This window comes from Sphingomonas sp. Leaf407 (assembly GCF_001425385.1).
Lineage (GTDB): Bacteria > Pseudomonadota > Alphaproteobacteria > Sphingomonadales > Sphingomonadaceae > Sphingomonas.
This window is the reverse complement of sequence record NZ_LMQO01000001.1, coordinates 380,930-407,928: the sequence shown is the minus strand read 5'-3', so window position 1 is coordinate 407,928 and position 26,999 is coordinate 380,930. Positions and strand designations below refer to the sequence as shown.

Here is a 26,999-nt window from a genome sequence, read left to right as displayed (position 1 = left end):
GCTCACCATCCCATGCTGCCGGGAATGCCCTTGAACGGTCCAGCGAGGTCATCGGTGATCCAGCCGCCATAAAAGCCACCGGGCTGCGGCCGGACTCGCTCGCCATCGATCGTACAGGCGTCGAACGGCGCAGCATAGAAGGCGACATGATCGCGCAGCATGGCAAAGGCCGGCGTCGGGTTCGGATAGCTCCAGCCGACGTCGTTGAACCGCTGCCCGCCGACCTCGACATGCCAGTAGCGCGCCTCCCCCTTCCATTCGCAGAACGACCGCCGCGTCGAGGGGCGCAGCACGCCAGCCGCAATTGCGTCGGGCGGGATATACCAGCTCGGCGGATGGCTCGTCTCCAGCGTACGGACCGCCGCGACGGTATCGGCGACGACGATACCGGCATGGACGATGCGGACATGCCGGTCGCTGGCTTGCGCGATCGCGGGACGGGGATAGTCCCACGCGCTTTCCTGTCCCGGCGCGGGCGCATCAGGACGCGGCCTCATGCGCGTGCCTCCCGCGCCCCAAGCCAGCGTTGCAGGCGCGGGCGGACAATCAGGAACCGGCGATAGCCATATTCCAGCGCGGCCAGAACCGGCCGATAGCGCGCCAGCAACCCCAGCGGTCGCAGCAGCGGGATCGCGCGCCACATCGCCGCGAACGCCGCCGCGCCCGACAGCATCCGCCCGTCCTCGCGCGCATGAAACCGGGCGAGCAGCGCGGCGCGGTCGACCGGACAGTCCGCCGGGCCGGTCGCATCGACGAACTCGATCCGGCCGCGCCGGTCGAGCCGCCGCATCAGCGCGATCTCGCGCCGGCACAGCGGGCAATTGCCGTCGTGCCACACGGTGACGCGGCTCATCGCCCCTCCCCCCGATTGTCGCCCCAAATCCGCGTCGCCAATAGCGTCGCGAAGCCCAGCCACGCGACGAACGGCACGCCGGTCGCCGCCGCCGGCCGGTCGACCCGCGCTGCGGCGGCGACATAGGCGGCACCGGAGGCGATCATCGCCCCCGACGTCGCCGCACTTGCCCCCAGCCGCTTCTCGCGAAAGAACAACTGCGTCCAGCCGCCGACCATCGCGGTGTTCAGCAGCCAAAGGGCGACGGCGGTGTTGCGCGCCGTGCCCGACGGCTCACGCAGCAACCGGTAGCCGCCGACGGCAAGGCCGGTTTCCAGCACCGGCCACACTGCCCCGAACACCGCGTCGGGCGGGGTGAAACCAGGCTTGTCGAGCCGGCGATACCAGCGGCGGATGCGGGGGTGCGACGGATCGGGGGCATTGCGCCGCCCGATGGCCGCACTCGCCCCCAGCACGAGGCCGACCGCCCCCAGCGCCAGCAGCGGCGACAGCCCGCCCTTCGACAGAGCGGCAGCGCCTTGAATAATGGTCGCGTCGGGATGTCGGAACATGGCGGCGATCTCCTTTGCGTCGCACAACGATCGAAACGACATTCGGGCGCGTCGACAGGCTGTCCCACCAGCGCCTTTCGGGTAAGAGGCCGGCTGTCAGAGTAGGAAAGCGGATGAACGACACGTCGAAACCATGGGATGCCGATCTCGTCCGCACCTGGCTCGACCGGCGGATCGATGCTGCCCGGCTCGATCAGGCGGCGGCGGATCGGCGCGGCTATACGGCACAGGACGACTATGACAAGGCGGCGGGCGAGGAATGGGCCTGTCGGGCGCTGCGGACCGGCGACCATGCCGATGACCGGACGGCGTTCGCCGCGCAGGTGAAGGCGCTGCTTGCGCAGGAGGAATATCGCACCACTGGCATCTACGACGATCGCCGGTTCGACCGGAACGTGCGCGCGACCCTGCGCAAGATCGCGAAGATGACCAAGGCGAACGATGGGTTCGCGAACACGTTGCGCTATCAGGGCTGACGCGGACCGACCGCGGTACGGCACGACTTCAGGTGGATAATTTCAAGGCATGGCCCGCAAACACCCCAAACATGGTCCCTATCCGGCGGAAGCGGAGAACGAGGACGAGGCGCCGCCCCCGGTCGCATGCTGGCTGTGCGGCCGGCCGACCGGCAAGACCATCGTCTGGCACCATCCCGTGCCCAAGAGCCGGGGCGGGCGCGATGTCGTGCCGATGCACCCGATCTGTCAGCAGACGCTGATGGCCAATTTCACCAATTCGGAATTGCAGCGTCACGGCACCGATGTCGCCATGCTGCTGGCGCATCCCGACGTGCGCAAGTTCGTCGACTGGGTCGCCAACAAGGATCCCGACTTCACCGCGACCACGGCGAAGAAGCGGAAATAGCAGCCAGGGCGCGCGGGCTACAGCCCGGCAACCGGCGGCGCGAGCGTGCCGAGCCACGCGACCAGCGCGAGGATGGCGATACCGCAGCCGGTTTCCACCGCGACGCTCGCCCGCAACCCGCGCCACGCCGATGCCGGATCACCGGTCGGCAGGGCGAGCGCCGGGGTCAGCCGGAACCGGTTAAGGGCGGCGAGGCACAACATCGCGGCGAACAGCATCAGCTTGACGAGCAGCAACCGGCCATAAAGCGTACCGGTCAGTCCGCCAAAGCCGCCGACGAGCAGCCAGGCGTTGACGATCCCGCTCGCGACGATCGCCACGACCAGCACCGTGCCCAGCCCCGCGAACCCCGACGCCAGCCGGTGGGTGCGGGCGATGCGCGACGGGTCGGGCAGGCGGACGAGCAGCGCGCAGAGCAGCGCCAGCACGCCGATCCACAATGCGGCGGCGAACAGGTGGACAATATCGGCGACGAGATGCACCCGGCCGATCACCCCCTCATCCATCGCGCCATGCCCGCCCCACGCCAGCGTCGCGAGCGCCACCGCGCCGGCGAGCGCAGCAAGGCGCGGACGGGCGGCGAGCGCCACCGCCACGCACAGCGCGACGATCCGCACGACCCATGACCGGCCGACCGCCGTCGCCGTCACCACCATCTCCAGCGTCGTGCGGTCGACGTCGCCGATTGCGGTGCCCGCCATGCCCGCCGCCAGCACGACCAGTCCGGCGGCCGACAGCAGCATGCCGACGATCGCCAGCATCGCGACGATCCACGGCAGCCGCGCGACAGGATGGCGCCACCCGGCATAGCCCGCGATCCCGACCAGCAGCAGCAGGTCGACGAACAGTGCGAAGCGCAGCGCGATGCCGGGCAGGTCCATCACTTGACCTTGAAGGCGTAGCTGCCGTTGACACGGTGGGTATCGCCCGACACGACATGCCAGTCGAGCCGGTAGCTGCCGCGCGGCAGCGGCCGGGCCAGCGTCGCCACCAGCGTCTTGCCATCGGCGGCGACGCTGGTCTGCAGCGGCATCCGCATCGGCGATTTCATCTTCATGCCGGGCATGTCGGTCATCTCGATCGTGATGCCGGAAAAGGCGGCGACGAGCGGTTCGGAAAATCCAAGCTGCACCACCTTGGTCGCGGGCACCGTCGCCTCGGCGGCAGGGGTGGCGGCAAGCAGCTTCGGATGGGCCAACGCCGGTGCGGCAGCGAGCAGGGCGGGCACGACAAGAGCGATCAGATGGCGCATTGCGATCCTTCGTCAGACAGGAAGCAGGACCGGACTGTCCGGCCCCATGCCAAGCGATACGCAGCGGGCGACACCGTCCCTCGCCCGGACGAAATGATTTTCGGGCTTGAGGGAAAGCGGCGGGGCGTGCGTATTGGATAGGCCCGTTACCGATGTAGAGATGCCCGATGCCGACCGACCTCGACCGATCGCTGGCCCTGCTGGGCGACACCGACGAACCGCCCGCGCTGGCGCGGCTGGAGGGGGTGCTGTTGTCGCGGGTCGCGGCCGATCGCGCGGCGCGGGGGACGGGATTATCGATGGCGTGCGGCGCGGCGGTCGGCGCGGTCCTTCTTGGACTGGGCGCGGCGGGGCCGACGGGCAGCCCGGCAGCGGCGGCACCGCTGGGCATCGACATGGCGCTGGCCCCCTCCACCTTGCTGGCCGGGCGATGAGCCGCACGCGCTGGACGCTGCTGGTCGCGCTGGTCGCCTTCGTCGCGGCGCTCGCCGGGGTGGTTGCCGGGCGGATGCTGACCACGCCGCCGCATCACGACGGTGGCGAACTGCACGCGCTGCTGCACGACGGACTGACGCTGACCCCGGCGCAGCGTGGCGCGATCGACACGCTGGAGGCACGCTTCGCCATACGGCGCGCGGCGCTGGAGGCACGAATGCGCGCCGACAACGCACGCCTCGCCACGGCGATGGCCGCCGAACATGCGGCGGGACCGCGCGTGACGGCGGCGGTCGATGCCTGCCACCACACGATGGGCACGCTGCAAAAGGAAACGCTGGCGCATGTCTTCGCGATGCGCGCGCTGCTGCGCCCCGATCAGGCCCCGGTGTTCGACCGCGCCGTGGCGCGGGCGCTGACCGCCGGCCAGCGGTGAGCGATGCGCTGGCGGCGGTGTCGGACGCCGATCTGGCGGTACTGGCGCGCAGCGGGCACGAGATGGCGTTCGCCGCGCTGTTCGCCCGGCACCGCGCGCGGGTCTATCGACTGATCCTGAACAACGTCGCCGACGCGGACGAGGCGCTCGATCTGGTGCAGGAGACGTTCCTGTCGGCGCATCGCGCGCTCGGCCGCTACGATCCGGCCCGGCCGATGGCCGGGTGGCTGGCGACGATCGCGCTCAACAAGTGCCGTGACTGGAGCCGGCGGCGGACGGTGCGCCGCTGGCTGTGGCGCGCGCGCCCGATCGAGGAGGTCGCCGACACGCTCGGCGACGGCGCGCCGGGGCAGGACATCGCCATTGCGGACCGCGACCGGTTGACCCGGCTGCGCGCGGCGATCGCCGATCTGCCCGCCACGCTGCGCGAACCGCTGGTGCTGTGTGCGATCGAGGGGGCGAGCCATGGCGAGGCGGCGGCGATCCTCGGCGTCAGTGCCAAGGCGGTCGAAACCCGGCTGCGTCGCGCGCGGCTGCGATTGGGCGAGATGCTGCCCGAATGACGGGCCGGGATGAGGGATGCGTCCGGCGGCTGCGTATCACAGGGACGGACGGCGCGGATCGCGTTGGCAAAAGGATATGGGCATGACGACGATCGACCGGCGCACGCTGCTGCGCGGCGCCACGATGGCGGGCGGCGCGCTGGCGCTGGAACGCTGGACCCCGGCATGGGCGCAAGGGGCCGGCCTGCTCCCGACCGTATCGGGCGAATCGATCGAACTGCGCATCGCGCGGCTGACCCGCACGGTCGACGGGGTGACGACGCGCGGGGTCGGCATCAACGGCACGTCGCCCGCCCCGCTCGTCCGCCTGCGCGAAGGGCAGCGTGCGCGCATCCGCGTGGTCAACACGCTCGATGTCGACAGCTCGATCCATTGGCACGGGTTGCTCGTGCCGTTCCAGCACGACGGCGTGCCCGGCATCTCGTTTCCCGGCATCGCGCCGGGCGGTCATTTCGACTATGACTTTCCGGTGCGCCAGAACGGCAGCTATTGGTATCACAGCCATTCGGGCGGGCAGGAACAGGAAGGGCTGTACGGCCCGATCGTCATCGACCCCGCCGACCGCGATCCCGTCGCCTACGACCGCGAGCATGTGATCGTGCTGTCCGACCATAGCCGGTCGGATGCCGCCACGATCTTTCGCCGGATGAAGCTGCAACCGGGCTATTACAACTTCCAGCGGCAGACGCTGGGCGGGCTGTTGGGCGGCGCCGACCAGCGCGCCAAGGACCGCCGCGCCTGGGGCGCGATGCGGATGGACCCGGCCGACATCGCCGACGCGACCGGAGCGACCTACACCTATCTGGTGAACGGGCGCGGCCCACGCGACAACTGGACCGGGCTGTTCGTGGCAGGGGAGCGGGTGCGGCTGCGGATCGTCAACGCATCGGCGATGACGACCTTCAACGTGCGTATTCCGGGGTTGCCGCTGACGATCGTCCAGGCCGACGGGCTGAACGTAGAGCCGGTCGAGGTCGACGAATTCCAGATCGGTGTCGCCGAAACCTATGACGCGGTCGTCACGCCCGCCGAGGCCCGCGCCTATACGCTGGTCGCCGAAAGCGTCGACCGGTCGGGCATGGCGCGCGCGACGCTGGCGCCGCGTATCGGCATGACCGCGCCGGTGCCGCCGCTGCGCCCGCGCCCGCTGGCCGACATGACCGACATGGGAATGGGCGGCATGGCGATGGACGAAGCCCCCACTGGCCCACCCGACCCGAGCGCCGAGCAAAACGCATCGCGGCGGCTGGCGACGCCGGGCGCGGCGATCGCGACGGCTGCTGCGACCGCGCCGGCTGCCACGGGCAAGGCCGGAATGGACCATGCGGCGATGGGGCATGCCGCCGCCGACCCGTCGGACCCGATGGCCGGGATGGATCATGGTGCGATGAAGATGCGCGACTTCGACGTGGCGCCACAGGTCGCGAAGACGCCGGGCGTGCAGACGCTGTCGCCGATGCCGGTCGACCGGACCGGCTATCCGGGACAGGGGCTTGGCGATGTCGGCCATCGCGTGCTGACCTATCGCCTGCTCCGCGCGCTGGAACCGAACCCCGACGTGCGCGCCCCGGGACGCGAACTGGAAATCCACCTGACCGGCAATATGGAGCGGTTCATGTGGGGGTTCGACGGCAAGCGCATGGTCGACACCCACGAACCCTTCGCCTTTACGCTGGGCGAGCGGGTACGGGTAAAGCTGGTCAACGACACGATGATGGGCCACCCGATCCACCTGCACGGTCATTTCTTCGACCTCGTGACCGGTCAGGGCGATCATGCCCCGCGCAAACATACCGTGCTGGTGCAGCCCGGTGGCATCGTCAGCTTCGATCTAACCGCCGATGCGCCCGGCGACTGGGCGTTCCATTGCCATATGCTCTATCACATGCTGGCGGGGATGATGCGGGTCGTCACCGTCCGTCCGGCGGGAGCGGCGGCATGAACGGCACGATCGCCGCGCTGCTGGCCAGCGTCTTCGCCCTGCCCGCCGCCGCGCAGGACCACAGCGGCCACACCATGCCCGGCATGACCATGCCCGCCGCCCCGCCGGCCAAGGCGAAGGTGCGTGCGAAACCCGCCGCGCAGGCCAGTCCGGCCGAACCCGCCGCAGCGGGCACCGACCCCCATGCGGGTCATGTCATGCCGCCCACGCAGGCGGCCGATCCGCATGCCGGTCACGATATGTCCGACATGCCAGCCGCCGATCCCCACGCCGGCCACGATATGTCCGCACCATCGCCGGTCGCGACCGGCACCGATCTACCGCCCGGCGATGCCCCCGCCCCGCCGGTGCCGATGCCGCACGCCGCCGATGCGCTCTGGGGGACGGCCGCGATGGCGCGCGCACGCGACCGGATGATGGTGGACGAGGGCGGCGGACAACGGTTCACACAATTGCTGGTAGACCTCGCCGAAGTTCGCTCCGGTGGCGGCTATCGCTGGGAGGGCGAAGGCTGGTGGGGCGGCGATCTCCACCGACTGGTCGTCAAGTCCGAAGGCGAGGGCGACGACCGGGTTGAATCGGCCGAGGTGCAGGCGCTCTATTCGCGGGCGATCGGTCCGTATTTCAACCTGCAGGCCGGCATCCGGCACGACATCCGCCCGACCCCGACCCGCACCTTCGGGGTGGTGGGGATCGAGGGACTCGCGCCCTACTGGTTCGAGATCGACGCCGCCGCCTTTCTCTCGACGCGCGGCGAGTTGCTGGCCCGAGTCGAAGGCTATTACGACCAGCGGCTGACCCAGCGGCTGATCCTCCAGCCGCGCGTCGAACTGAACCTGTCGGCGCAGGACATCCGCGCGACCGGCACCGGCACGGGGCTGACCGGGGCCGAGCTGGGTCTACGCCTGCGTTACGAAATCGCGCGCGAATTCGCCCCCTATGTCGGCGTCCAATGGGAACGCCGCTTCGGCGACACCCGTCGTTTCGCCCGCGAAGCCGGAGGCGACAGCGGGGGGGTGGCGGTCGTCGCCGGGGTCCGCGCATGGTTCTGACCCTTATAGCGGGGCAGCATCGTGCGGCACATCCTGCCGCACCGGACGGCGATAGCGCATAGCGACGGTGTCCGGTCCGCCAGTTTGGCAATTCCCCCGCTAGTCGTCCGCTATGCTCTGGGCGAACGACAAGGGGGACGACATTGCGACGCCATGCTGCCCCGACGACCGCGCCGTTCATCGCACCGGGCGGCACGGACGCCGGGATCGGCCGGAGCGCGGGATATTGATTTGCCGCCCGGCCCCACGCGCTATAAAGCTGCGTATCGTGACGCTCGCGCTGCTCCGCTCCTGGCTGTTTGCCGCCGTGCCGGCGTTGCTGGCGCTGTGCGCGATCGTGTCGGTCGCGACCTGGCATGCGGCCGACCTCCACGACGACCGCCCGGTCGCCACCATGGCGCTGAAGCGCGGCACGCCGCCCGCCGATGACGCCGCGACGATGGTCCATGTCGCCGCCCATGCGATCGGGCACGGCATGGCGGTGCCCCGCGCCACCCTTGCCCTGCCGCTGGTCGCCGAACCGCGCCAGCCGTGGCTGCGTGTGATCGCGACGCTGCCGCCCGGCCTCACCCCCCTTTCGCCGATTCGTCCCCCGCGCGCCTGAACGTCCGCGCGTGTTCCTCGAACACGCCTCCGACGCTCACTCTGTCGTGCAGGATGTTCCATGTCCGTTTCCCCTTGCTGGCGGCGCGTGCTCGCGCTGGCCGCAGTGCTTGCGGCGGCACCGCCCGCCGCCGCGCAACTCGCCCCGCCCTTCCCCCGGCTGCTCGCCGAGCGCGGCACCGCGCCGCGCATCGCCGCGCTCGACGCGCGTACCCAGGCCGCACAGGGGCTTGCCGAACAGGCGCGGGCCCGTCCCAACCCGACGATCAGCGGCTATGTCGAGAATATCGGCGGCTCCGACCCCTATGGCGGCTTCGCCCGTGCCGAAACGACGATCCAGCTCAACCATGTCGTCGAACTGGGTGGCAAGCGCGCCGCGCGGATCGCGGCGGGGATCGCCGGGGTCGATGCCGCCCGCGCCCGCGCCCATGCCGGGCGTGTCGCCTATGCCCATGATCTTGCCCGCGCCTATGCGATGGCGGAGATCGCCGGACGGCGGATCGATCTTGCCGAGGAAGAAGTGGCGGAGGCGACGACCGACCTGAAGGTCGCCCGCGCGATGGTGGCGGCGGGCAAGGAAGCGCGGCTGCGCGAACTGCGCGCCGACAGCGAAGTGGCAGCGCTTACCGCCGACCTTGCCGTCACCCGCGCCGCCTATCAGACCGCGCTTGCCCAACTGGCGGTGTTGGCGGGCACCGAAACGCCCTATACCGGGCTGTCCGCCTCGCTGCTCGACACGCTGCCGCCGGTCGTACCGGTCGGGCCGCCGGCATCACCGGAAATGCGCGTCGCGCTGGCCGAACGCGATGCCGCCACCGCGCGCATCGCCGCCGAACGCAAACGCGCATTGCCGGACGTCAGCGCGCAGATCGGCATCCGCCGTCTCGAAGCGGACCGGGCGACGGCGCTGGTCGCCGGCATCTCGCTGCCGCTCACCCTGTTCGATCGCAACCGTGGCAACATCGCCGCCGCCGAAGCCGAACGCACTGCCGCCGAAATCGAACTGAACGCCCAGCGACAGGCGGCGCGCACCATGGCCGTCGCCGCCGCCACACAGGTCGCCGCCGCCGACCAGCGCGCCGCCGCCGCCGTGCGATCGGTCGCGACCGCCACCGAAACCTATCGGCTGACCCGGATCGCCTATGAATCGGGCAAGGCACCCTTGAGCGAAGTCCTGATCGCCCGTCACGACCTGGGCGTCGTGCGCGGCACCGCGCTCGACGCCGCCGCCGCGCGGATCGACGCGCGCGCAGCACTGGCCCGGCTGCACGGCCAGGCCCTTACCGGAGCAATCGTCGAATGACCTCGCAACGCCTTTACGCCGGTGCCGCGATCGGCATCGTCCTCGCCGCCGCCGCAGGCTTCGGTGCCGCGCGCCTGACCTCGCCGGTGCCCACCGCCGCCCCCGCGCCACCGGCGGAGGCCGAGCATGACGAGGCCCCGACCGATACCGTCGCGATCGACGCCGCCGGCATCGCCGCATCGCAGATCACGGTCGTCGCCGCCGCCGCCGGGTCGATCGACGCGATCCTCTCCGCCGCCGCGACCGTCGCCTCGCCACCCGATGCGCAGGCCGTGCTGGCCGCCGGCGCCGATGGCACCGTCACCCGCATCTTCAAGCGCGTCGGCGATCCCGTCGCGCGTGGCGAGACGATCGCGCTGATCGAAAGCCGTGACGCGTCCTCGGTCGTCGCCGATCGTGCCGGCGCCGCCGCGCGCGTGACGCTGGCCGAGCGGCAACTGGCCCGCGAGCGCAGCCTGTTGTCGCAAGGGGTGTCGCCTCGCGCCGACCTTGAAACGGCGCAGGCCGCGCTCGCCGTCGCGCGGGCCGATGCCGCGCGCGCGGGGGCGGCCGCCGGGGCGTTGCGCGTCGCGCGCGACGGTCGTTCGGTCGCGCTGGTCAGCCCGATCGCCGGGCGGATTACCGCCGCCCCCGCGACACTCGGCCAATATGTCGCCGCCGCGACCGAATTGTTCCGCGTCGCCGATGCCACCCGCCTGACCGTCACCGCCGCGCTGCCGCCGGCCGATGCCGCGCGCGTCCACCCCGGCGACCGGGTGGAACTGACCATCGATCCGGGTCGGATCGTGCCCGGCACGGTCCGATCGGCGACCGGCGTGGTCGATCCCGAAACCCGCGCCGCGACCGTCGTGGTCGATCCGGGGGCCGGGGCCTCCACCCTGTCGCCCGGCCAGTTGGTACAGGCGCGCATTTTCACCCGTGGCGGCACCGTTGCCGGCGGTGTCACCGTTCCCGCCGAAGCGGTGCAGACGCTGGGCGAGCGTACCGTCGTGTTCGTCGCCACCCCCACCGGCTTTCGCGCGCAGGACGTGATCGTCGGCACCCGCAGCGGCGAGCGAGTCCAGATATTGCGCGGTCTGGCGGCGGGCACGCGCATCGCCGCCGCCAATGCCTTTCTGCTGAAGGCCGAACTCGGCAAGAGCGAAGGGGACCATCATTGATCGCGCGCATCCTGACCGCATCGGTGCGCGGACGCTGGGCGGTCGCGTTCCTGACGCTGATCGTCATCGCGATCGGCGCGTGGCAGATCGCCCGCCTGCCGATCGACGCCGTGCCCGACGTGACGAACCGGCAGGTGCAGATCAGCACCTTCGTCCCCGCGCTCGGCCCCACCGACGTCGAGAAACAGATCACCTTTCCGGTCGAAACCGCGCTGGCCGGCATCCCCGGACTGGAGATGACCCGATCGGTCACGCGCAACGGTTTCAGTCAGGTCACGGCGGTCTTCGCCGATTCGACCGACATCTATTTCGCCCGTGCCCAAGTGACCGAACGGCTGGCGCAGGCGCAGGGCAGCCTGCCCGCCGGGGTCCAGCCACGGCTCAGCCCGCTGGCAACGGGTTTGGGCGAGATCTTCATGTATTCGGTCGCCTTCGCCCATCCCGACGGGCGCGGTGCGCGCGCGGCCCCGGGCAGGCCTGGCTGGCAGGGCGATGGCAGCTATGTGACCCCCGAGGGTGAGCGGCTGACGACCCCGCTCGCCAAGGCCGCCTATCTGCGCACCGTACAGGACTGGATCATCCGTCCGCAGATGCGCGGCGTTCCCGGGGTGGCGGGGGTCGATTCCAACGGCGGCTATGTGAAGCAATATGTCGTCGAGCCCAAGCTCGGCGCGCTGACCGCCTATGGCCTGTCGCTCACCGACCTTGCCGATGCGCTGGAACGGGCCAATGTCTCGACCGGCTCCAACTATGTCCGTCGCGCCGGGGAAAGCTTTCTCGTGCGCGCCGATGCCCGGCTGAAATCGATCGGCGACATCGAAGCGGCGATCGTCGCGAGCCGTGGCGGTACGCCGGTGCGGGTCGCCGACGTCGCGCAGGTGGTGATCGGTGGCGGGGTCCGCACCGGCTCCGGCAGCCTGATGGGGGCCGAGGCGGTCATCTCGACCGTGCTGATGCTGACCGGCGAGAACAGCCGCATCGTCGCCGACGCGCTCGCCGACCGGCTGGTCGAGGTGAACCGCACCTTGCCCGCCGACATCGTCGCCACGCCGGTCTACAACCGCGCGTCGCTGGTCCGCGCGACCATCGCCACGGTCGAGAAGAATCTGGTCGAGGGCGCGCTGCTCGTCATCGTCGTGCTGTTCGCGCTGCTCGGCAACGTCCGCGCCGCGCTCATCACCGCCGCCGTCATTCCGATCGCGATGCTGATGACCGCCACGGGCATGAACGCGCTCGGCGTCTCGGGCAATCTGATGAGTCTCGGCGCGCTCGATTTTGGGCTGATCGTCGATGGCGCGGTGATCGTGGTGGAAAACGCGCTGCGCCGCCTCGCCGAACGGCAGGAGCATCTGGGCAGGCTGTTGACGAAGGAGGAACGGCTGGAGGAAACCGGCGAGGCCGCGCGCGAGATGATCCGCCCGACCGTGTTCGGGCAGGCGATCATCTTCCTCGTGTTCCTGCCGCTGCTGACGTTTCAGGGAGTGGAGGGCAAGACGTTCGCGCCGATGGCGGTCACGCTGATGCTGGCGCTCGCCTCGGCGCTGGTGCTGTCGCTCACCTTCGTGCCGGCGATGATCGCGATCCTCGTGACCGGGCGGGTGAGCGAGACCGAGGTGAAGCCGATCCGCTGGTTCAAGGCGCGCTATGCGCCGTGGCTGGCCAGGGCGGTGGCGCGGCCCCTGCCCTTCGTCGCTGCCGGGGCCGGCGTGTTCGTCGCGGCGATCGTCGGGTTCGGGGCGCTGGGCGAGGAGTTCATGCCGCAGCTCGACGAGCGCGACATCACCGTCACCAACTTCCGCATTCCCTCCACCTCGATCGACCAGTCGACCGCGATGCAGCTCCGCATCGAGGATGCGATCAAGACGCTGCCCGAGGTCGCGCTGGTCTTTTCCAAGAACGGCAACGCCGATCTCGGCACCGATCCGATGCCGCCCAACGCATCGGACACCTATGTCATCCCCAAACCCCGCGACGAATGGCCCGCCGGGGTGACGAGCAAGGCCGACATCCTCGCGCGGATCGAGGCGAAGATGAAGCCGCTGATCGGCAGTCGCTCGGAAATCCAGCAACCGATCCAGATGCGCTTCAACGAACTGATCGCCGGGGTGCGATCCGACGTGGCGGTCAAGCTGTACGGCGACGATCTGGAGGCGATGCAGGCCACCGCCCAGCGCATCGCCGCGTCGCTGCGCACCATCGCCGGTGCCGCCGACGTGCAGGCCGAACAGACCGATGGCGCGCCGACCTTCGACGTGGTGGTCGATCGGCAGGCGGCGGCACGCTATGGCCTGCCAGTCGACGCGGTGGCGAACACCGTCGCCGCCGCGCTGTCGGGTCGCGAGGCGGGCGTCGTCTACGAAGGCGATCGCAGCTTCGACATCGTCGTCCGTCTGCCCGACGTGGCGCGCGACGATGTGACGGCGCTTGGATCGGTGCCGGTGATGCTGCCGCCCGACGCGACCGGCCATACCGATTCGGTGCCGTTGGCGCAGGTCGCCCGCTTCCGCTACACCGAAGGTCTGAACCAGATCAGCCGCGAGAACGGCAAGCGCATGGTCGTGGTGCAGGCCAACGTGCGCGGACGCGACCTCGGCGGGTTCGTCGGCGAGGCGCAGGCAAAGGTGGCGGCGCTCGCGCTGCCGCCGGGCATGTATATCGACTGGGGCGGCACCTTCGAAAACCTGCGGTCGGCGCGCAACCGGTTGCTGATCGTCGTGCCGCTGTGCTTCGCGGGCGTGTTCGCGCTGCTGTATCTGGCGCTCGGTGGCTGGGTGCGGGCCGCCGTGGTGTTCAGCGCGGTGCCGATGGCGCTGGCCGGTGGGGTCTTCGCGCTGCTGTTGCGCGGTATCCCCTTCTCGATCACCGCGGCGGTCGGCTTTATCGCGCTGTCGGGGGTCGCGGTGCTGAACGGCCTCGTCATGATGAGCGCGATCGGCCGGCGGCAAGCGACCGGCGTGGACGCCGCCACCGCGATCGTCGACGGGGCGATGGAGCGGGTCCGCCCGGTGCTGATGACCGCGCTGGTCGCCAGCCTCGGCTTCGTGCCGATGGCGCTGGCGACCGGCACCGGCGCGGAGGTCCAGCGCCCGCTGGCCACGGTCGTGATCGGCGGGTTGATGACCGCAACTGCGCTCACATTGCTGGTGCTGCCCGCAATCGTTGCGCTCATCGCCCGGCGTGGCAGCACGGCGGTCGCGGCGTAGCGACGGCTACACCGCGACCGGCTGCGCCACGCGCCCGCCTTCGCCGAAGATGCGCAGGTAGCGGGCGATGTCCTCCGGCCGCCCGGTCGCCTTGGCCGGGTTGTCGGACAGCTTGACCGCGTGGCGTCCGTTCGCCTCGACCACCTTGCACACCAGCGAGATCGGCTCCAGCCCGCCGGCGCCCAGCGGATCGCAACCGCGAAAGTCGTTGGTCAGGTTGGTGCCCCAGCCGAAGCTCATCCGCACCCGGCCATGGAAGTGGTGGTAGGTCGCGGTGATGCTGTCGACATCCATTCCGTCGGAAAAAATCAGCAACTTGCTGCGCGGATCGACGCCCTGGGCGTGCCACCATGCGATGATCTGCTCGCCGCCCTCGATCGGCGGCATGCTGTCGGGGCGGAAGCCGGTCCACTGCGCCAGCCACGCCGGCGCATCGCGTAGGAACGCGGTGGTGCCGAACGCATCGGGCAGCGCGATCAACAGGTTGCCGCCATAATGCCGCCGCCACTCCTCCAGCACGCGATAGGGTGCGGCGGCGATGCCGGCATCGTCGTCGGCCAGTGCCGCCTCGACCATCGGCAGTTCATGCGCGTTGGTGCCGACTGCCTCCAGCCCGGCCTGCATCGCCAGCAGCACGTTCGACGTGCCGATGAAGCGGTCGCCCAGCCCCTCCTGCAACGCCTCGACGCACCAGCGCTGCCACAGAAAGCCGTGCCGCCGCCGCGTGCCGAAGTCCGACAGGACCAGATCGGGCAGGTCGCGCAACCGCTCGACCTTGTCCCACAACCGCGCCTTCGCCCGTGCATAGGTGACGTCGAGCGCGAAGCGGCCGTGATCGGCCAGCGCCGCGCGGGCACGCAGTTCGTTGAGGATGGTGAGCGCCGGGATTTCCCATAGCGACGTCTCAGCCCATGGCCCCGCGAAACGCAGCTCATATTGCCCGTCGCGCACCGACAGCTCGTATTCGGGGAGGCGAAAGTCGGCCAGCCAGTCGATGAACCCCGGCGCGAACATCCGTTCGACCCCATAGAAGCTGTTGCCCGCCAGCCAGATCAGCTCCTGCTTCGAGAAGCGCAGCGTTCGCGCATGGTCGAGCTGGGCGCGCAATTCGCTCTCGTCGATCACCTCGGCCAGCCGTACCGCCTTCGTCCGGTTCAGCACCGCGAAGGTCGCCTGTACGTCGGGGCGGACCTCGCGGATCATCTGCACCATCAGCAGCTTGTAGAAATCGGTATCGAGCAGGCTGCGCACCACCGGGTCCAGCCGCCAGCCATGGTTCCAGACACGGGTGGCAATATCCGTCATCACCATCGATCAATCCTTTATGGTGCGGGTATAGAAGGCGGCGGGGCGAAAGGCGGTTCCCGCCTCGCGGTCGCCGGTGGGCGTGATCCGCCCGCTGTCGAGCATCCGGCGGCGAAAGGCGGGCTTGTTGAGCGCGCGGCCCAGCACCGCTTCCTGCACGCCCTGAAGATCGCGCAGCGTGAAGCGATCGGGCAACAGCGCGAAGGCAGCGTCGTCGATCCCGCCACGCAACCGGTCGAGCGTCAACGCGACGATCGCGGCATGATCGAAGCCAAGCGCAATCGCATCGCCATCGATGCGGACCGCGCCGGTCGCATCGATCGTCGCAAGCCGCTGCCCCGCGTCCAGCGTCAGCCCGGCAAGCTCCGCCGGGGTCAGCAACACGCGATGCGCGATGCTGACGATCCGCATCCGGGGATCGCGATCGACCGCGCCGAAGCAATGGACCTGTTCGGGCACCGGGCCGACCAGCCCGCCCTTTTCCGCCAGCACCCGTCGGGCTGCCGTCTCCAGCGCCTCGTCGATGCCGACGAACCCGCCGGGCAGCGTCCATCGACCGGCGAACGGCGACTGCCGACGCCGGGTCATCAGCACGACCGGACGGCCATCCATGATTCCCAGCACGACAATATCGACCGTCACCGATGGGCGATCATAGCGCCCGGGATCATATGCTTCGGAGGATGCCATGCCTTCCATGCACTTTACATATATCCTTATAGCATATATGTCCAGTATCGGATGACAGGAGCTGGAAGATGCGCGATCTGATCGTGGTGGTGGATACCCAGGCGGATTTCATGCTGGCGGACGGGGCTTTGCCGGTGCCCGATGCCGACCGGCTGGCCGCGCCGATCCGCGCATGGCTCGGCCGGCGGCAGGCGGCGGATACGGCGGCGGTAGTGTTCACCTTCGACACCCATTTCGCCGATACCTATCCGACCAGCGCCGAGGCGACGCTGTTTCCGATCCACTGCGTCCATGGCACGCCGGGCTGGCGCAATCTGGTCGGGGCCGATGTCGTGGCGGCGGACATTCCCTGTCTCGGGCTGGAAAAAGGCGTGTTCGACATGTGGGCCGAACCGGGGCTGACGCTCCACAACCTGCGGCAGCCGGCATCCATGGCGGTGGCGCGCGACGGTTTCTTCGCCGGGTTGCGCGCGGCGGGTATCGACCGCGCGATCGTGGTGGGAGTCGCCGCCGACTATTGTGTCCGCTGGGCGATCGACGGGCTGGTCGCGCGCGGCTTCGTGGTCGAGGTGCCAGCCGACCTTACCCGCGGGATCGAACGGTCGATCGACCAAGTGATCGAAACCGACTTCGCCGGTGCCCCGGTCGTGCTGTCCCGCGACAAGACGGTCGCATCTTCAATCACTTCGCCCTTCAACTGACCCGCCTTTGTGATATGGCCTGTCAAACCGGTTCGCGGTATCGCTACGGTGCCGAAACGGAATGGAGGCCCTCGATGTCGCAAATCCTCGTCGCCGACGACCATCCGATGTGTGCGACCGCGCTGGCGATGGCGGCGCGGGTCGTCGATCCGGCTGTGACGATCGACAGCGCGACGACGCTGGCCGAGGCGGAGGATTTCGCCCGCATCCGTCCGCACGACCTGATCCTGCTCGACCTGATGCTGCCCGATGTGCAGGGGTTCGCCGGTCTGGCGGTACTGCGTGCGGTGCGGCCGGCCGCGCGGATCGCGATCGTGTCCGGTCGGGACGATCCGAGCGTGATCCGTCAGGCGGTGGCGCGGGGCGCCAGCGGCTTCATCCCCAAATCCTCGCCGATCGACGAGATGGTGGCGGCGATCCGCAACCTGCTCGCCGGCGAACGCTGGATTCCCGCAGGAATCGACATCGGCGCGAGCGACGACCGGCGCGCAGACCTCGCGCAGCGGATGGGCACCTTGTCGATCGCGCAACTGCGCGTGCTCCGCGCGATTGCCAACGGGCATCAGAACAAGCAGATCGCCTATGACCTGCAACTCGCCGAACCGACGGTGAAGTCGCACCTGTCGGCGATCTTCCGCAAGCTGGGCGTCAGCAACCGGACGCAGGCGGTGCTGGCGCTTCAGGCATTCGACGCCGAGGACTGACCTTCACGCATCACGCCTGGTCGCTCACCGCGCGCGCGGCGGCGACCACCGCCTGCGCCGCGCGATCGATCGTGTCGAGCCATGCCGGATCGATCGGCGCATCCTCCCGCGCGTCCTCCACCACGCGGAGCGCGGCCACCAGCGCCTGCGCACCGACACTCGCCGCCGCACCGCGCAGGGCATGCGCCTCGCGCCGGGCGAGATCGCCCCGCCCGCCGCCGACCAATGCGCGGAGACGCCCCGGAATACGCTGGGCATCCTCGACCAGCAGGCCGAGCAGCGTGTCGCGCGCCGCCGGCCCCAGCGTCTCGCCGAGCGCGCGGACCCGTCCGGGATCGATCGCCGCCACGTCCGGTGTGGTATCGTGTTCCTCGTCCTGCTCCACGGTCACGCCCGCGATCGCATGACGCAACGCCGCGATGTCGACCGGCTTGGCAAGGACACCGTTCATGCCCGCCGCCACGACTTCGGCACGGCGTTCGGCCGACAGATCGGCGGTCAGCGCAAAGATCGGCACGCGCGCGCCGGCGCCGCTCCACGCCCGGATCGCCCGGGTCGCGGCGATCCCGTCCATGACCGGCATCTGCACGTCCATCAGCACCAGATCGATCGGATGCCCCGCCCGGTCGGTGACATATTCCACCGCGCGCGCGCCATGTTCGACCGCGACGACATGGTGGCCCAGCCGGCGGACGATCTCGGCGATCAGATAGCGGTTGGTGTCGTTGTCCTCGGCGACGAGGATGCTGCGCGGGCGGACCGGCGCGGCGGGCGGCGGCGGGGCGATCTCGCTGGTCGCGGCGACGGTGGCCGGCAACGGAAGGGTGAACCAGAAGCGCGATCCCTCGCCCGCGCGGCTGTCGACGCCGATCGCACCGCCCATCGATTCGACCAGCATCCGGCTGATGCTGAGGCCCAGGCCCGTGCCGCCATAGCTGCGCGTGGTCGATGCGTCGGCCTGCACGAACGGCTCGAAGATCGCCTCCAGCCGGTCGTCGCGGATGCCGACGCCGGTGTCGGCGACATCGAAACACCATAGATCGCCGCCGCTCGCGGTCGCGGTGATGCGGACCGATCCGGCACGGGTGAACTTGATCGCATTGCCGACGAGGTTGGTCAGCACCCGCTGCAACCGCGCCGGATCGCCGATCACCCGGCCAGGGGCAATATCGGCCTCCAGCGCGATGCCATGCGCCGCCGCGTCGGTCGCGAACATGCCGGCGATACCGGCGATCAGCGCGTCGGGCTCGAACGCGATCGCCTCCGCCTCGCCCTGCCCTGCCTCCAGCTTGGAAAAGGTCAGCACGTCGTCGACGATATGCGACAGCGTCCGTCCGGCCTGTTCGAGCGAGTCGAGATGCCGCATCCGTTCGACCCGCTCGGGCGTGTCGCGCAGCAATTGCGCGGCGGCGAGGATCGCGGTCAGCGGGGTGCGGATCTCGTGGCTGATCGTCGCGACGAAGGTGGCGCGCGCCGCCAGCGCGCGTTCGGCCGCCTCGCGCGCGGCACGCAGTTCGGCCATCGCCGTGACCTGTTCGGTAATGTCCTGGAACACGCCGAACAGCCCGACGGTCGTGCCGTCCGGCCCCTGTTCCGCCTGTCCGCGTGTCGATACCCAGCGCAGCGCGCCGTCGTTGCGGTGCAGCCGCGCCTCGAACGCGAACGGTCCCTCGCCCGCGAACGTCTGCGCGATCCGCGAGCGGACCATCGCGCGGTCGTCGGGATGATAACAGTCGACCGCATCGCCCAGCGGCGGGGCGTCGCCGACCGGCAGGCCGTGGATGCGGAACACCTCGGGCGACCAGAACAAGCGCTGTCCGTCGTGATCGATGCGCCAATGGCCGATCTGCGCCGCCGCCTCGGCCATCGCCAGCAGGCGCTGCCGCTCCTCCAGTTGCGCGATCGCCGCGGTCGCGGCCTGCTCGGCGGCCTGACGCAAGCCGATGTCGCGCACCGTCGCAACGATTTCCCCCACCGGCCCGTCGCCCGGCGTCAGGCGGAACGCGCCTTCCAGCCACACATACTGGCCGTCGCGATGCCGCTGGCGATAGCGACGTACCACGCCGACGCCGTTTTCGGTCAGCGTCAGGCAGGCCCGGCGCATCCGTTCCTTGTCGTCGGGGTGCATCCGTTCGAACGAACTGCGCCCGACCAGCTCCTCGGGCGCATAGCCGAGCAGTTGCTGCGATGCGGGCGAGGCATAGCGGCGGATGCCGTCCATGCCGATGCGCAGGATCAGGTCGGTCGAATGATCGGTCAGCAGGCGCAACTCGCGCTCGGCGGCGCGGGTCTGTTCCAGCGCGCGATCGCGGTGGTGGAGCAGCGTCGCCATCGGAAAGGCGGTCAGCGTGATCGCCGACAGGAACAGTTGCAGGAACAGGAAGCGATCGATGGTTTCGGGAAAGCTCGCCGCGATCGGCCCGTCGCCGTGGACGGTGAAGATCGTGGCGACGATCGCGATCGTCAGCGTGGTCAGCGCCGCGCCGCCGAAACCGTGGTGGAAGGCGGCGAACACCCCGCACGGCATCAGCAGGAACAGCAGCGGATAATTGCCGATGCCGAACACCAGCGTCGCGACGAGTGCCGCGATCGACGGCAGCAGGACGAGCGCGACCGGCCCGATCGTGCCTTCGCCGGGCAGGTCGCGGCGGCTGGCGCCGAGTGCCGGCACCACGATCACCATGCCCATCACGCTGGCGGCGAACCAGCGGGCCATGGCCAGCACCGACACCGGCCCGCCGACCGCCGCCGACAGTCCGGCGGCCAGCGGCGTGCTGACGGCCGCGCCGGCCATCGCCGCAAGGATCGTCAGCGCATAGCCGCGCAGCCGCATCGGATCGGCGCCCGAGCGCCGCAGCAGTGTGGCGACGACGGTGATCTCGATCAGGTTGATCGCGCTGAACCCCAACGCCAATCGCGTCTCGATGCCGAGCACGACATGCGACAGCAGCATGGCCACGGCGGTGACGGCCAGCCACTGCGGCAGCCGGGCGACCGGCTGTCGGGTCAGCATCGAAACCGCGACCGCATTGACCGGCCAGATCAGCACCGCCCCCGCCATCGCCGACGCGAACGACAGCGTCGCCGTCGCCAGCAACAGGATCACCGCGCCATAGGCTGCCATAGCGATCGGCAATCGGGTGAAGGCAGGCGGAAGGAACGACATGACGGACCATTTGCGCGGGAAGGTTCGGTGGTCCGGTACGGGCGGCCATGGATCGATCGGCCCGCGCCGGACGACGTCCATGATCGCCCTTCGACCCCGCGCGACATGTTCGCGATTCGGTGGTCGCGCTCAATCATCCAAAGGATGCAGCCAAGGCAAGTGATTGATCCGAAACGCAGGTCCCGAGCAGATGGCTATTGCCCGCTGGCGCTCCAACGTCGTCGCAGCAACCGGCCGATCAGCGCGGGCAACCCCGGCCGCAGGAACAGCCAGTCGCGGATCGCCGGCCCCTGCTGCGCGCCGATGACCCGCTTGTAGCCGCTGTCCCCCGCCCCCCAGTCGACCAGGGTGATGCCGTCGGCCATCCCCTGGACCAGATTGCGGTAATAGAGCAGCCGCCCCGGCGAATGTTTTGCGAAGGCGGGGTTATAGCTGTTGGCGATGGCGTATTTCAGGTGGCCGGCGTTCAGATCGAACGAGAAGGCGGCGGGCACCCCGTCGATGCGCAGCACCGCCGCCCACAACATACCGGCGATCACTGGATCGGCGGCGGCGGTCCGCCAGAACGCGCCGTGCCCTTCACCGGTGAACTTGGCGTCACTGCCGTCAGTCCGCTCGGCGATCCAGCTCCGCTCCTCGACCGTGGCGAGCGCATCGAACACGGCTGCATTCCAGTCGCTGCCGCTCACGAACGACCAGTCGAGCGCGCCATGGCTGGCGAGATGCTTTTCGTGGAAACGGTTCTTCTTCAACGTCGAGCCGCGCGGCCATGCGCCCTCCGCCTGCACGGCGGCGATGTCGAGCAGGAAGCTGTCGGCGACGAAGCGCGGCATCGCCCGCCAGCCCGCACGGCCGGCGGCGGCGAGCAAGCCGGTGAGCGCGGGGTCGCCGTCATAGATTGGGCCGAGCCGGAACCCGCGCACTGCCCGCCCGGTGGCGGCGAGCAGCGTATCGAATTCGGCCGGAGTCGCATCGGCCGCGACCGGCAGGCTGCGGAACGGCCAATAGCATCCCGGCACCTGCCCCAGGCGCAGAATGCCGGGGCCGAGCGGCACCAGCGGCAGTGCCGCGACCGGCGCGTCGCCGCGCGCGACCGTCACCGTCCGCGCGACACCGCCATAGGCCGTCAGCGCGGCGGCGAACCACTGGCGGCGCAGGAAACGATGCGACGGTGGCGCCGCCGCCGCGACCAGATCGATCGCGGGCGACAGGCCATCGACGATCCGGGCATCGGGCCGGGCGTCGGGAACGGAAACGGTGGAGCGGGTCATCGCCGGGCAAACTGGCGGGCAGACGTTACGATCCGGTGGAGAAGCCGCCTTGCCCGTATCGGTCGCGGGCGTCATATCGCTGTCGTGGAATTCGAACCCGTCCTTTCGACCGTCGCCAAGACGATCCAGACCGCGATCGCGCCGGTGTTCCTGCTGGCCGGAATCGGCGCGATCCTGAACGTCATGGTCGGGCGGCTGGCGCGGATCGTCGACCGCGCGCGCGATCTGGAGAAGCTGCACCCCAGCTCGATCGGGCCGGAGCATGACCGCCACGTCTTCGAACTGCGCCTGCTCGACCGGCGGATCCGGGTCATCAACAGCGCGGTGTTCCTCGTCGTACTGTCGGCGGTCGCCAACTGCACCGTCGTGGCGATGCTGTTCACCGCCGAACTGCTCGACCTGCGGCTGGGCAAGGCGGTGGCGATCGCGTTCATCCTGTCGATGCTGCTGCTGATCGGCGGGCTGACGTGGTTTCTGGTCGAGGTCCGCATGTCGGTGCGCGCGATCCGGGTACGCGCCGAACTGCTGGAGCGCGAACGGCAATGAGTCCCCGGCGCGAACGCACGCTGTTACAGGCGGTGGTGGCGCTGGCGTGCATCGTGCCGCTGACGACCGGCACGATCGGGATCGTGCGTGGCGCGAGCTGGCTGCAAGCCGGTCCGGCAGTCGATCTCGACAGCCATTTCCGCTATCTCTCGGGCATCTTCGTGGTGATGGGGCTGGGGTTCGTCGGCTGCATCCCCGGGATCGAGCGCAAGGGCACGCGGCTGCGGCTGCTGGGCGCGATGGTGGTCGCGGGCGGCATGGCCCGGCTGCTGTCGCTCGCCGAGCTGGGAATACCCTCGACCGGGCATGTCGCGGGGCTGTGCATCGAACTGATCGGCGTGCCGCTGATTATGGGATGGCAGACTCGCGTGGCGCATCGGTGCCGGATGCAGGACGCCGCCCCGGCCCGCCGCTGAGCGCTTCGACCGCCCCGTATTTTTTCGCAGGTCCCCAAAACCTCTCTTGCATTTTCGCGACACGGCGGACGAGCGCGCGTCGCGTCCACACGGCGGTTCGCGACATGCCGGTTCCCGCGTTCCGCAAAAAATTCGCGGCTTGCACATCCCGCGATTTCCTACAATTAGTGGGCCAGACGGCCGACCAGCCGCTACACATAGTATTCTGTCCGATACCACCGGGACCGACGCCACCGCGCCTCGACCCGTCCGCCGGACCGACCATGGCGCAGCCCCGTATCCGGCGGCGCGCCCGAACCATTGCCGGAGGCGCTGCCCCCGGACGAACACATGAGGAACGGGACAATGACCTTCGCCGACAGTCAGGACGCCCAGACAGCCGAACTCCCCCTCGCCGAATCGACCCCTGTCCCGGCCCCCGTCGTGCGGACCAGCCACACCGTCGATGCCCAGCTCCACGCGGTCGAGGTCGATCATTCGCGCGACGCGCTGCTGACCGATTTCGGCAAGGATACGCTCAAGGACCGCTATCTGCTGCCGGGCGAATCCTATCAGGACCTGTTCGTCCGCGTCGCCTCGGCCTATGCCGATGATGCCGCCCATGCGCAGCGGCTGTACGACTATATCTCGAAGCTGTGGTTCATGCCGGCTACGCCGGTCCTGTCGAACGGCGGCACCGGGCGCGGCCTGCCGATCTCCTGCTATCTCAACTCGGTGCCCGACAGCCTTGAGGGCATCGTCGAGACGTGGAACGAGAATGTCTGGCTGGCGTCGCGCGGCGGCGGCATCGGCACCTATTGGGGCAATGTGCGCGGCATCGGCGAGCCGGTCGGCCTGAACGGCAAGACCAGCGGCATCATCCCGTTCGTCCGCGTCATGGATTCGCTGACGCTCGCCATCTCGCAAGGGTCGCTGCGGCGCGGGTCGGCGGCGTGCTACCTCGACATCAGCCACCCGGAAATCGAGGAGTTCCTCGAAATCCGCAAGCCCAGCGGCGATTTCAACCGCAAGGCGCTGAACCTGCATCACGGCGTGCTGATCCCCGATGCCTTTATGGAAGCGGTGCGCGACGGTGCCGAATGGCAACTGAAGAGCCCGAAGGACGGGTCGGTCCGTGCCACGGTCGACGCCCGCTCGCTGTTCCAGAAGCTGGTCGAAACCCGCCTCGCCACCGGCGAGCCGTATATCGTGTTCAGCGACCATGTGAACTCGACGATGCCCAAGCATCACCGCGACCTGGGCCTGAAGGTGTCGACCTCGAACCTGTGCAGCGAGATCACGCTGCCGACCGGCAAGGATCACCTCGGCAACGATCGCACCGCCGTGTGCTGCCTCTCGTCGCTCAACCTCGAGACGTGGGACGAGTGGAACGGCGACAAGCGCTTCATCGAGGATGTGATGCGCTTCCTCGACAATGTGCTGACCGACTATATCGACCGCGCACCCGACGAAATGGCGCGGGCGCGCTATTCGGCGGAGCGCGAGCGTTCGGTGGGACTTGGCGTCATGGGCTTCCATTCGTTCCTGCAGGCGCGCGGCCTGCCGTTCGAAGGCGCGATGGCCAAGGCGTGGAACCTCAAGGTGTTCCGCCACATCAGCGCGCAGGTGAACGAGGCGTCGATGCAGCTCGCCGGCGAGCGTGGGCCCTGCCCCGACGCCGCCGACATGGGCGTGATGGAGCGCTTTTCGTGCAAGATGGCGATCGCCCCGACCGCGTCGATCAGCATCATCTGCGGCGGCACCAGCGCCTGTATCGAACCGATCCCGGCGAACATCTATACCCACAAGACGCTGTCGGGCTCGTGGTCGGTCAAGAACCCGTATCTCGAAAAGCTGCTGATCGCGAAGTCGAAGAACAGTGACGCGGTGTGGAACACGATCCTCGAGCGGGGTGGTTCGGTCCAGCATCTCGACTTCCTGTCAGTCGAGGAAAAGGACACGTTCAAGACCAGCTTCGAGATCGACCAGCGCTGGCTGCTCGAACTGGCCGGGGACCGCACGCCCTATATCGATCAGGCGCAGTCGCTCAACCTGTTCATCCCGGCCGACGTCGAGAAGTGGGACCTGCTGATGCTCCACTTCCGCGCGTGGGAGCTGGGGATCAAATCGCTCTATTACCTGCGCTCGAAGTCGGTGCAGCGCGCCGGGTTCGCGGGCGGCGTGGAAGCGGACAATACCTCCGAACTGGCGAAGTTCGATCTGGGCGAGACGACCGATTATGACGAGTGCCTTGCCTGTCAGTGAGCGGACGGCATCGATTTGCGTAAGCAAATCGATGACTCGTCACGTCGGGCAGCGGGGCGGCGCAGCCGTCCCGTCTGACGGCGTGACGTAAGACGACAGGTCGCGGATCGGTTCGACGTATCCTAGAGGAGACACCTCGAGGTACAGGAACGGGAAGATGGAATGGCCAAAACCAATTCGTCCGGCAAGGTCGGACCGATCGAGAAGCTGCGCTATGCCGCCGCGCTGATCCGCCATCGCGTAAGCGAAGCCAGCGGCGAGGAAGCGGCGCTGCACGAGCTGCGCGAACTGCAAGGCTATGTCGCATCGTTCGAACAGGCGACCGGCAAGCGCGCCGCCGACTCGAGCGTGGTCGAGATCGGTTTCGGGCCACGACCGCGCCGGGCGTTCCTGCTGAGCGGGATGTTCGCACAGGTCCATGCGATCGACCTCGACGCGCCGATCCTGTCGCTGGGCGATGCGCTGCGCACCGCGCGGACCAACGGCATCGAACGGGCGGTCAAGAGCGTGGCGCGCTATGCGCTGTTCGACCGGCGCGAGTGGCCGAAATTCCATGCGACGATCCGGCGCGAACTGCCGGGCTATGCGCCCGACAAGGTTCGGTTCACCATCGGTTCGGCCGGTGACGAGGCGACATGGGCAGCGATCGGACAGGCCGATCTGATGATCTCGTTCGACGTGTTCGAACATATTCCGCCCGAGGAACTCCGCCTTATGCTCGGCACCGTCCGGTCGCACCTGCGCCCGGGCGGGATGGTCATCTCGCGGCCCTGCGTGTTCACCGGCATCACCGGCGGCCATACCGTCGAATGGTATCCGCAGCATGCCGAACAGCAGCCGTCCGGTGACACCGCATGGGCGCATCTGACCGACCCGGACTTTACCGTCGATACCTATCTCAACCGCATGTCGCGTGCCGATATGCGCGCGATGTTCGAGGCCCAGGGGTTCGAGGTGACGCGCGACCATGCCGAACTTGGCCGGTTCTGCGAGGTGCATCTAACGCCCGAAAAGCGCGCGCTGCTGAAAGGCTATGACGATTACGAACTGTTCTCGAACAACGTCGAATTTCATCTGAAGCCGCGGCACGACCGGGTCGCGGCATGACGATCAAGCGCGCCTCGGACCATGCGGGGGCGGGTCGCCCTGCCCCGCGCACGGCCGATGCACTATATTCAGATCGCCGAGCCGTCCTCTTCGGTCTCGAACGTTACCGCGACGTCGGCGTTGGCCGACAGGCGGACGGTGTCACCCTCGACCTCGGCGACGAGGCCGCCGTCGATGTAATGGTGGTGCCCTTCGTGGCTGGACTCCGCGCCTTCGACCTGTGCGCCGCTGTCTTTCTTCGTCAGCTTGATGCGGTCGCCTTCGACGCGGTCGACGGTGCCGACATGGACGCCGTCGGCGCCGATGACTTCGGCGTGCTCGTTGATGTTGCTCAGATCGGCCATGATGTTTCTCCGTTGGGGTCGGCGGTCAAACGCATGTCCCGGCAGTTGGTCGCATGACGCAGAACGTCCTCATCATGCTGGCGACCGCGCTGGTCGCGGGGGGCCTTGGCGTGTGGCTGCTTGCGCGGCTGCGCGGGCGGGCCACGCCGCAGGCGCGCTATGCCCATGCCATGACCGGCATGATGGCGCTGGCGCTCGGGATCATCCTCGCGATCTTCGGGATCGCGCAATGGTCGTGGGGGTCGGCATGATTTCCTTCGCTTTCGTCCTTCCGGCGCAGGCCGGGAT

The 26,999-nt window shown here is 69.1% G+C and carries 28 protein-coding genes; 18 read left to right on the top strand and 10 right to left on the bottom strand.

Features of this window, described 5'->3' with window-relative positions:
• Positions 1-2: 2 nt before the first annotated feature.
• From ASG37_RS01905 to ASG37_RS01895, 3 genes are read right to left on the bottom strand one after another with little or no spacing between them, the layout of a single operon-like run.
• Positions 3-497: a DUF427 domain-containing protein gene (locus ASG37_RS01905; protein WP_055755575.1), complete on the bottom strand. Its 495-nt coding sequence runs from the start codon at positions 495-497 to the stop codon at positions 3-5.
• Positions 494-853: a thiol-disulfide oxidoreductase DCC family protein gene (locus tag ASG37_RS01900; protein ID WP_055755574.1), complete on the bottom strand. Its 360-nt coding sequence runs from the start codon at positions 851-853 to the stop codon at positions 494-496. The genes ASG37_RS01905 and ASG37_RS01900 overlap by 4 nt, the downstream gene beginning before the upstream one ends.
• The gene (locus tag ASG37_RS01895) at positions 850-1,404 is read right to left on the bottom strand and encodes a TspO/MBR family protein (RefSeq protein WP_082447933.1); all 555 of its coding nucleotides are present in this window, start codon (positions 1,402-1,404) and stop codon (positions 850-852) included. The genes ASG37_RS01900 and ASG37_RS01895 overlap by 4 nt, the downstream gene beginning before the upstream one ends.
• A gap of 113 nt (positions 1,405-1,517) precedes the next feature.
• On the opposite strand from ASG37_RS01895, the gene ASG37_RS01890 reads away from it, so the two are divergent.
• Positions 1,518-1,880, top strand: a complete 363-nt coding sequence (locus ASG37_RS01890; RefSeq protein ID WP_055755573.1) for a hypothetical protein — start codon at positions 1,518-1,520, stop codon at positions 1,878-1,880.
• A gap of 49 nt (positions 1,881-1,929) precedes the next feature.
• Entirely contained in the window at positions 1,930-2,268 is a 339-nt protein-coding gene (locus tag ASG37_RS01885; RefSeq protein WP_055755572.1) for a hypothetical protein, read from the top strand.
• Positions 2,269-2,285: 17 nt separating this feature from the next.
• Here the strand turns inward: ASG37_RS01885 and copD are convergent, their stop codons facing one another.
• Positions 2,286-3,149 (bottom strand): copper homeostasis membrane protein CopD, encoded by an 864-nt coding sequence (gene copD / locus ASG37_RS01880; RefSeq protein ID WP_055755571.1) that lies wholly within the window; start codon positions 3,147-3,149, stop codon positions 2,286-2,288.
• Positions 3,149-3,520 carry a copper homeostasis periplasmic binding protein CopC gene (copC, locus tag ASG37_RS01875; protein ID WP_055755570.1) on the bottom strand — a complete coding sequence of 124 codons (372 nt, stop codon included), beginning with the start codon at positions 3,518-3,520 and terminating at the stop codon, positions 3,149-3,151. Before copC ends, copD begins: the two co-directional genes overlap by 1 nt.
• A 167-nt stretch (positions 3,521-3,687) precedes the next feature.
• On the opposite strand from copC, the gene ASG37_RS01870 reads away from it, so the two are divergent.
• From ASG37_RS01870 to ASG37_RS01830, 9 genes are all read left to right on the top strand, one after another.
• Entirely contained in the window at positions 3,688-3,954 is a 267-nt protein-coding gene (locus ASG37_RS01870; RefSeq protein WP_055755569.1) for a hypothetical protein, read from the top strand.
• Positions 3,951-4,391: a periplasmic heavy metal sensor gene (locus ASG37_RS01865; RefSeq protein ID WP_055755568.1), complete on the top strand. Its 441-nt coding sequence runs from the start codon at positions 3,951-3,953 to the stop codon at positions 4,389-4,391. Before ASG37_RS01870 ends, ASG37_RS01865 begins: the two co-directional genes overlap by 4 nt.
• A complete protein-coding gene (locus ASG37_RS01860; protein ID WP_055755567.1) occupies positions 4,388-4,954 on the top strand; it encodes an RNA polymerase sigma factor in 567 nt (188 codons plus the stop codon). The genes ASG37_RS01865 and ASG37_RS01860 overlap by 4 nt, the downstream gene beginning before the upstream one ends.
• 82 nt (positions 4,955-5,036) lie before the next feature.
• Complete coding sequence (locus tag ASG37_RS01855) at positions 5,037-6,896, top strand: copper resistance system multicopper oxidase (RefSeq protein ID WP_055757199.1); 1,860 nt, start codon at positions 5,037-5,039, stop codon at positions 6,894-6,896.
• Positions 6,893-7,948, top strand: a complete 1,056-nt coding sequence (locus ASG37_RS01850; protein ID WP_055755566.1) for a copper resistance protein B — start codon at positions 6,893-6,895, stop codon at positions 7,946-7,948. Before ASG37_RS01855 ends, ASG37_RS01850 begins: the two co-directional genes overlap by 4 nt.
• A 268-nt stretch (positions 7,949-8,216) precedes the next feature.
• A complete protein-coding gene (locus ASG37_RS01845) occupies positions 8,217-8,552 on the top strand; it encodes a hypothetical protein (protein ID WP_055755565.1) in 336 nt (111 codons plus the stop codon).
• Between the two features lie 60 nt (positions 8,553-8,612).
• The gene (locus tag ASG37_RS01840) at positions 8,613-9,854 is read left to right on the top strand and encodes a TolC family protein (RefSeq protein ID WP_055755564.1); all 1,242 of its coding nucleotides are present in this window, start codon (positions 8,613-8,615) and stop codon (positions 9,852-9,854) included.
• A complete protein-coding gene (locus ASG37_RS01835) occupies positions 9,851-11,014 on the top strand; it encodes an efflux RND transporter periplasmic adaptor subunit (RefSeq protein ID WP_055755563.1) in 1,164 nt (387 codons plus the stop codon). The genes ASG37_RS01840 and ASG37_RS01835 overlap by 4 nt, the downstream gene beginning before the upstream one ends.
• On the top strand, positions 11,011-14,217 hold the full coding sequence (locus ASG37_RS01830) for an efflux RND transporter permease subunit (RefSeq protein ID WP_055755562.1): 3,207 nt from the start codon (positions 11,011-11,013) through the stop codon (positions 14,215-14,217). The genes ASG37_RS01835 and ASG37_RS01830 overlap by 4 nt, the downstream gene beginning before the upstream one ends.
• Before the next feature lie 6 nt (positions 14,218-14,223).
• Here the strand turns inward: ASG37_RS01830 and pncB are convergent, their stop codons facing one another.
• Both pncB and ASG37_RS01820 read right to left on the bottom strand, forming a co-directional pair.
• Positions 14,224-15,528 carry a nicotinate phosphoribosyltransferase gene (gene pncB / locus ASG37_RS01825; RefSeq protein WP_055755561.1) on the bottom strand — a complete coding sequence of 435 codons (1,305 nt, stop codon included), beginning with the start codon at positions 15,526-15,528 and terminating at the stop codon, positions 14,224-14,226.
• Between the two features lie 3 nt (positions 15,529-15,531).
• Positions 15,532-16,212 carry an NUDIX hydrolase gene (locus ASG37_RS01820; protein ID WP_055757197.1) on the bottom strand — a complete coding sequence of 227 codons (681 nt, stop codon included), beginning with the start codon at positions 16,210-16,212 and terminating at the stop codon, positions 15,532-15,534.
• Positions 16,213-16,280: 68 nt separating this feature from the next.
• Here ASG37_RS01820 and ASG37_RS01815 point away from each other — a divergent pair, with 68 nt between their 5' ends.
• The gene (locus tag ASG37_RS01815) at positions 16,281-16,913 is read left to right on the top strand and encodes an isochorismatase family protein (RefSeq protein WP_055755560.1); all 633 of its coding nucleotides are present in this window, start codon (positions 16,281-16,283) and stop codon (positions 16,911-16,913) included.
• Positions 16,914-16,987: 74 nt separating this feature from the next.
• Positions 16,988-17,617, top strand: a complete 630-nt coding sequence (locus ASG37_RS01810) for a response regulator (protein WP_235525099.1) — start codon at positions 16,988-16,990, stop codon at positions 17,615-17,617.
• 10 nt (positions 17,618-17,627) lie between these two features.
• On the opposite strand, the gene ASG37_RS01805 is transcribed toward ASG37_RS01810, so the two are convergent.
• Both ASG37_RS01805 and ASG37_RS01800 read right to left on the bottom strand, forming a co-directional pair.
• Positions 17,628-20,741 carry an ATP-binding protein gene (locus tag ASG37_RS01805; protein WP_055755558.1) on the bottom strand — a complete coding sequence of 1,038 codons (3,114 nt, stop codon included), beginning with the start codon at positions 20,739-20,741 and terminating at the stop codon, positions 17,628-17,630.
• A 236-nt stretch (positions 20,742-20,977) separates the two neighbouring features.
• Positions 20,978-22,054: a GNAT family N-acetyltransferase gene (locus tag ASG37_RS01800; protein ID WP_055755557.1), complete on the bottom strand. Its 1,077-nt coding sequence runs from the start codon at positions 22,052-22,054 to the stop codon at positions 20,978-20,980.
• A gap of 84 nt (positions 22,055-22,138) precedes the next feature.
• Between ASG37_RS01800 and ASG37_RS01795 the strand changes: the two genes are divergently transcribed.
• From ASG37_RS01795 to ASG37_RS01780, 4 genes are all read left to right on the top strand, one after another.
• Positions 22,139-22,600: a DUF2721 domain-containing protein gene (locus ASG37_RS01795; protein WP_055755556.1), complete on the top strand. Its 462-nt coding sequence runs from the start codon at positions 22,139-22,141 to the stop codon at positions 22,598-22,600.
• Positions 22,597-23,016, top strand: a complete 420-nt coding sequence (locus tag ASG37_RS01790; protein ID WP_055755555.1) for a DUF4345 domain-containing protein — start codon at positions 22,597-22,599, stop codon at positions 23,014-23,016. The genes ASG37_RS01795 and ASG37_RS01790 overlap by 4 nt, the downstream gene beginning before the upstream one ends.
• A gap of 345 nt (positions 23,017-23,361) precedes the next feature.
• Positions 23,362-25,260, top strand: a complete 1,899-nt coding sequence (locus ASG37_RS01785) for a ribonucleoside-diphosphate reductase subunit alpha (RefSeq protein ID WP_055755554.1) — start codon at positions 23,362-23,364, stop codon at positions 25,258-25,260.
• Positions 25,261-25,422: 162 nt separating this feature from the next.
• Positions 25,423-26,367 (top strand): class I SAM-dependent methyltransferase, encoded by a 945-nt coding sequence (locus tag ASG37_RS01780; protein ID WP_055755553.1) that lies wholly within the window; start codon positions 25,423-25,425, stop codon positions 26,365-26,367.
• Positions 26,368-26,435: 68 nt separating this feature from the next.
• Here ASG37_RS01780 and ASG37_RS01775 read toward each other — a convergent pair whose 3' ends face one another.
• Positions 26,436-26,711: a DUF2171 domain-containing protein gene (locus tag ASG37_RS01775; protein WP_055755552.1), complete on the bottom strand. Its 276-nt coding sequence runs from the start codon at positions 26,709-26,711 to the stop codon at positions 26,436-26,438.
• 53 nt (positions 26,712-26,764) lie between these two features.
• On the opposite strand from ASG37_RS01775, the gene ASG37_RS01770 reads away from it, so the two are divergent.
• Positions 26,765-26,962, top strand: a complete 198-nt coding sequence (locus tag ASG37_RS01770) for a hypothetical protein (protein ID WP_055755551.1) — start codon at positions 26,765-26,767, stop codon at positions 26,960-26,962.
• Positions 26,963-26,999: the final 37 nt, after the last annotated feature.

What these genes read in the sequence shown, in the direction of transcription:
- ASG37_RS01850 (WP_055755566.1), top strand. Translation starts at nt 6,893, where the DNA reads ATGAACGGCACGATCGCCGCGCTGCTGGCCAGCGTCTTCGCCCTGCCC.
- ASG37_RS01870 (WP_055755569.1), top strand. Translation starts at nt 3,688, where the DNA reads ATGCCGACCGACCTCGACCGATCGCTGGCCCTGCTGGGCGACACCGAC.
- ASG37_RS01905 (WP_055755575.1), bottom strand. Translation starts at nt 497, where the DNA reads ATGAGGCCGCGTCCTGATGCGCCCGCGCCGGGACAGGAAAGCGCGTGG.
- ASG37_RS01840 (WP_055755564.1), top strand. Translation starts at nt 8,613, where the DNA reads ATGTCCGTTTCCCCTTGCTGGCGGCGCGTGCTCGCGCTGGCCGCAGTG.
- ASG37_RS01805 (WP_055755558.1), bottom strand. Translation starts at nt 20,741, where the DNA reads ATGGCAGCCTATGGCGCGGTGATCCTGTTGCTGGCGACGGCGACGCTG.
- ASG37_RS01790 (WP_055755555.1), top strand. Translation starts at nt 22,597, where the DNA reads ATGAGTCCCCGGCGCGAACGCACGCTGTTACAGGCGGTGGTGGCGCTG.
- ASG37_RS01800 (WP_055755557.1), bottom strand. Translation starts at nt 22,054, where the DNA reads ATGACCCGCTCCACCGTTTCCGTTCCCGACGCCCGGCCCGATGCCCGG.
- ASG37_RS01900 (WP_055755574.1), bottom strand. Translation starts at nt 853, where the DNA reads ATGAGCCGCGTCACCGTGTGGCACGACGGCAATTGCCCGCTGTGCCGG.
- ASG37_RS01890 (WP_055755573.1), top strand. Translation starts at nt 1,518, where the DNA reads ATGAACGACACGTCGAAACCATGGGATGCCGATCTCGTCCGCACCTGG.
- ASG37_RS01865 (WP_055755568.1), top strand. Translation starts at nt 3,951, where the DNA reads ATGAGCCGCACGCGCTGGACGCTGCTGGTCGCGCTGGTCGCCTTCGTC.
- ASG37_RS01855 (WP_055757199.1), top strand. Translation starts at nt 5,037, where the DNA reads ATGACGACGATCGACCGGCGCACGCTGCTGCGCGGCGCCACGATGGCG.
- copC (WP_055755570.1), bottom strand. Translation starts at nt 3,520, where the DNA reads ATGCGCCATCTGATCGCTCTTGTCGTGCCCGCCCTGCTCGCTGCCGCA.
- ASG37_RS01780 (WP_055755553.1), top strand. Translation starts at nt 25,423, where the DNA reads ATGGCCAAAACCAATTCGTCCGGCAAGGTCGGACCGATCGAGAAGCTG.
- ASG37_RS01770 (WP_055755551.1), top strand. Translation starts at nt 26,765, where the DNA reads ATGACGCAGAACGTCCTCATCATGCTGGCGACCGCGCTGGTCGCGGGG.
- ASG37_RS01785 (WP_055755554.1), top strand. Translation starts at nt 23,362, where the DNA reads ATGACCTTCGCCGACAGTCAGGACGCCCAGACAGCCGAACTCCCCCTC.
- ASG37_RS01885 (WP_055755572.1), top strand. Translation starts at nt 1,930, where the DNA reads ATGGCCCGCAAACACCCCAAACATGGTCCCTATCCGGCGGAAGCGGAG.
- ASG37_RS01775 (WP_055755552.1), bottom strand. Translation starts at nt 26,711, where the DNA reads ATGGCCGATCTGAGCAACATCAACGAGCACGCCGAAGTCATCGGCGCC.
- ASG37_RS01835 (WP_055755563.1), top strand. Translation starts at nt 9,851, where the DNA reads ATGACCTCGCAACGCCTTTACGCCGGTGCCGCGATCGGCATCGTCCTC.
- ASG37_RS01815 (WP_055755560.1), top strand. Translation starts at nt 16,281, where the DNA reads ATGCGCGATCTGATCGTGGTGGTGGATACCCAGGCGGATTTCATGCTG.
- ASG37_RS01895 (WP_082447933.1), bottom strand. Translation starts at nt 1,404, where the DNA reads ATGTTCCGACATCCCGACGCGACCATTATTCAAGGCGCTGCCGCTCTG.
- ASG37_RS01810 (WP_235525099.1), top strand. Translation starts at nt 16,988, where the DNA reads ATGTCGCAAATCCTCGTCGCCGACGACCATCCGATGTGTGCGACCGCG.
- pncB (WP_055755561.1), bottom strand. Translation starts at nt 15,528, where the DNA reads ATGGTGATGACGGATATTGCCACCCGTGTCTGGAACCATGGCTGGCGG.
- copD (WP_055755571.1), bottom strand. Translation starts at nt 3,149, where the DNA reads ATGGACCTGCCCGGCATCGCGCTGCGCTTCGCACTGTTCGTCGACCTG.
- ASG37_RS01820 (WP_055757197.1), bottom strand. Translation starts at nt 16,212, where the DNA reads ATGGCATCCTCCGAAGCATATGATCCCGGGCGCTATGATCGCCCATCG.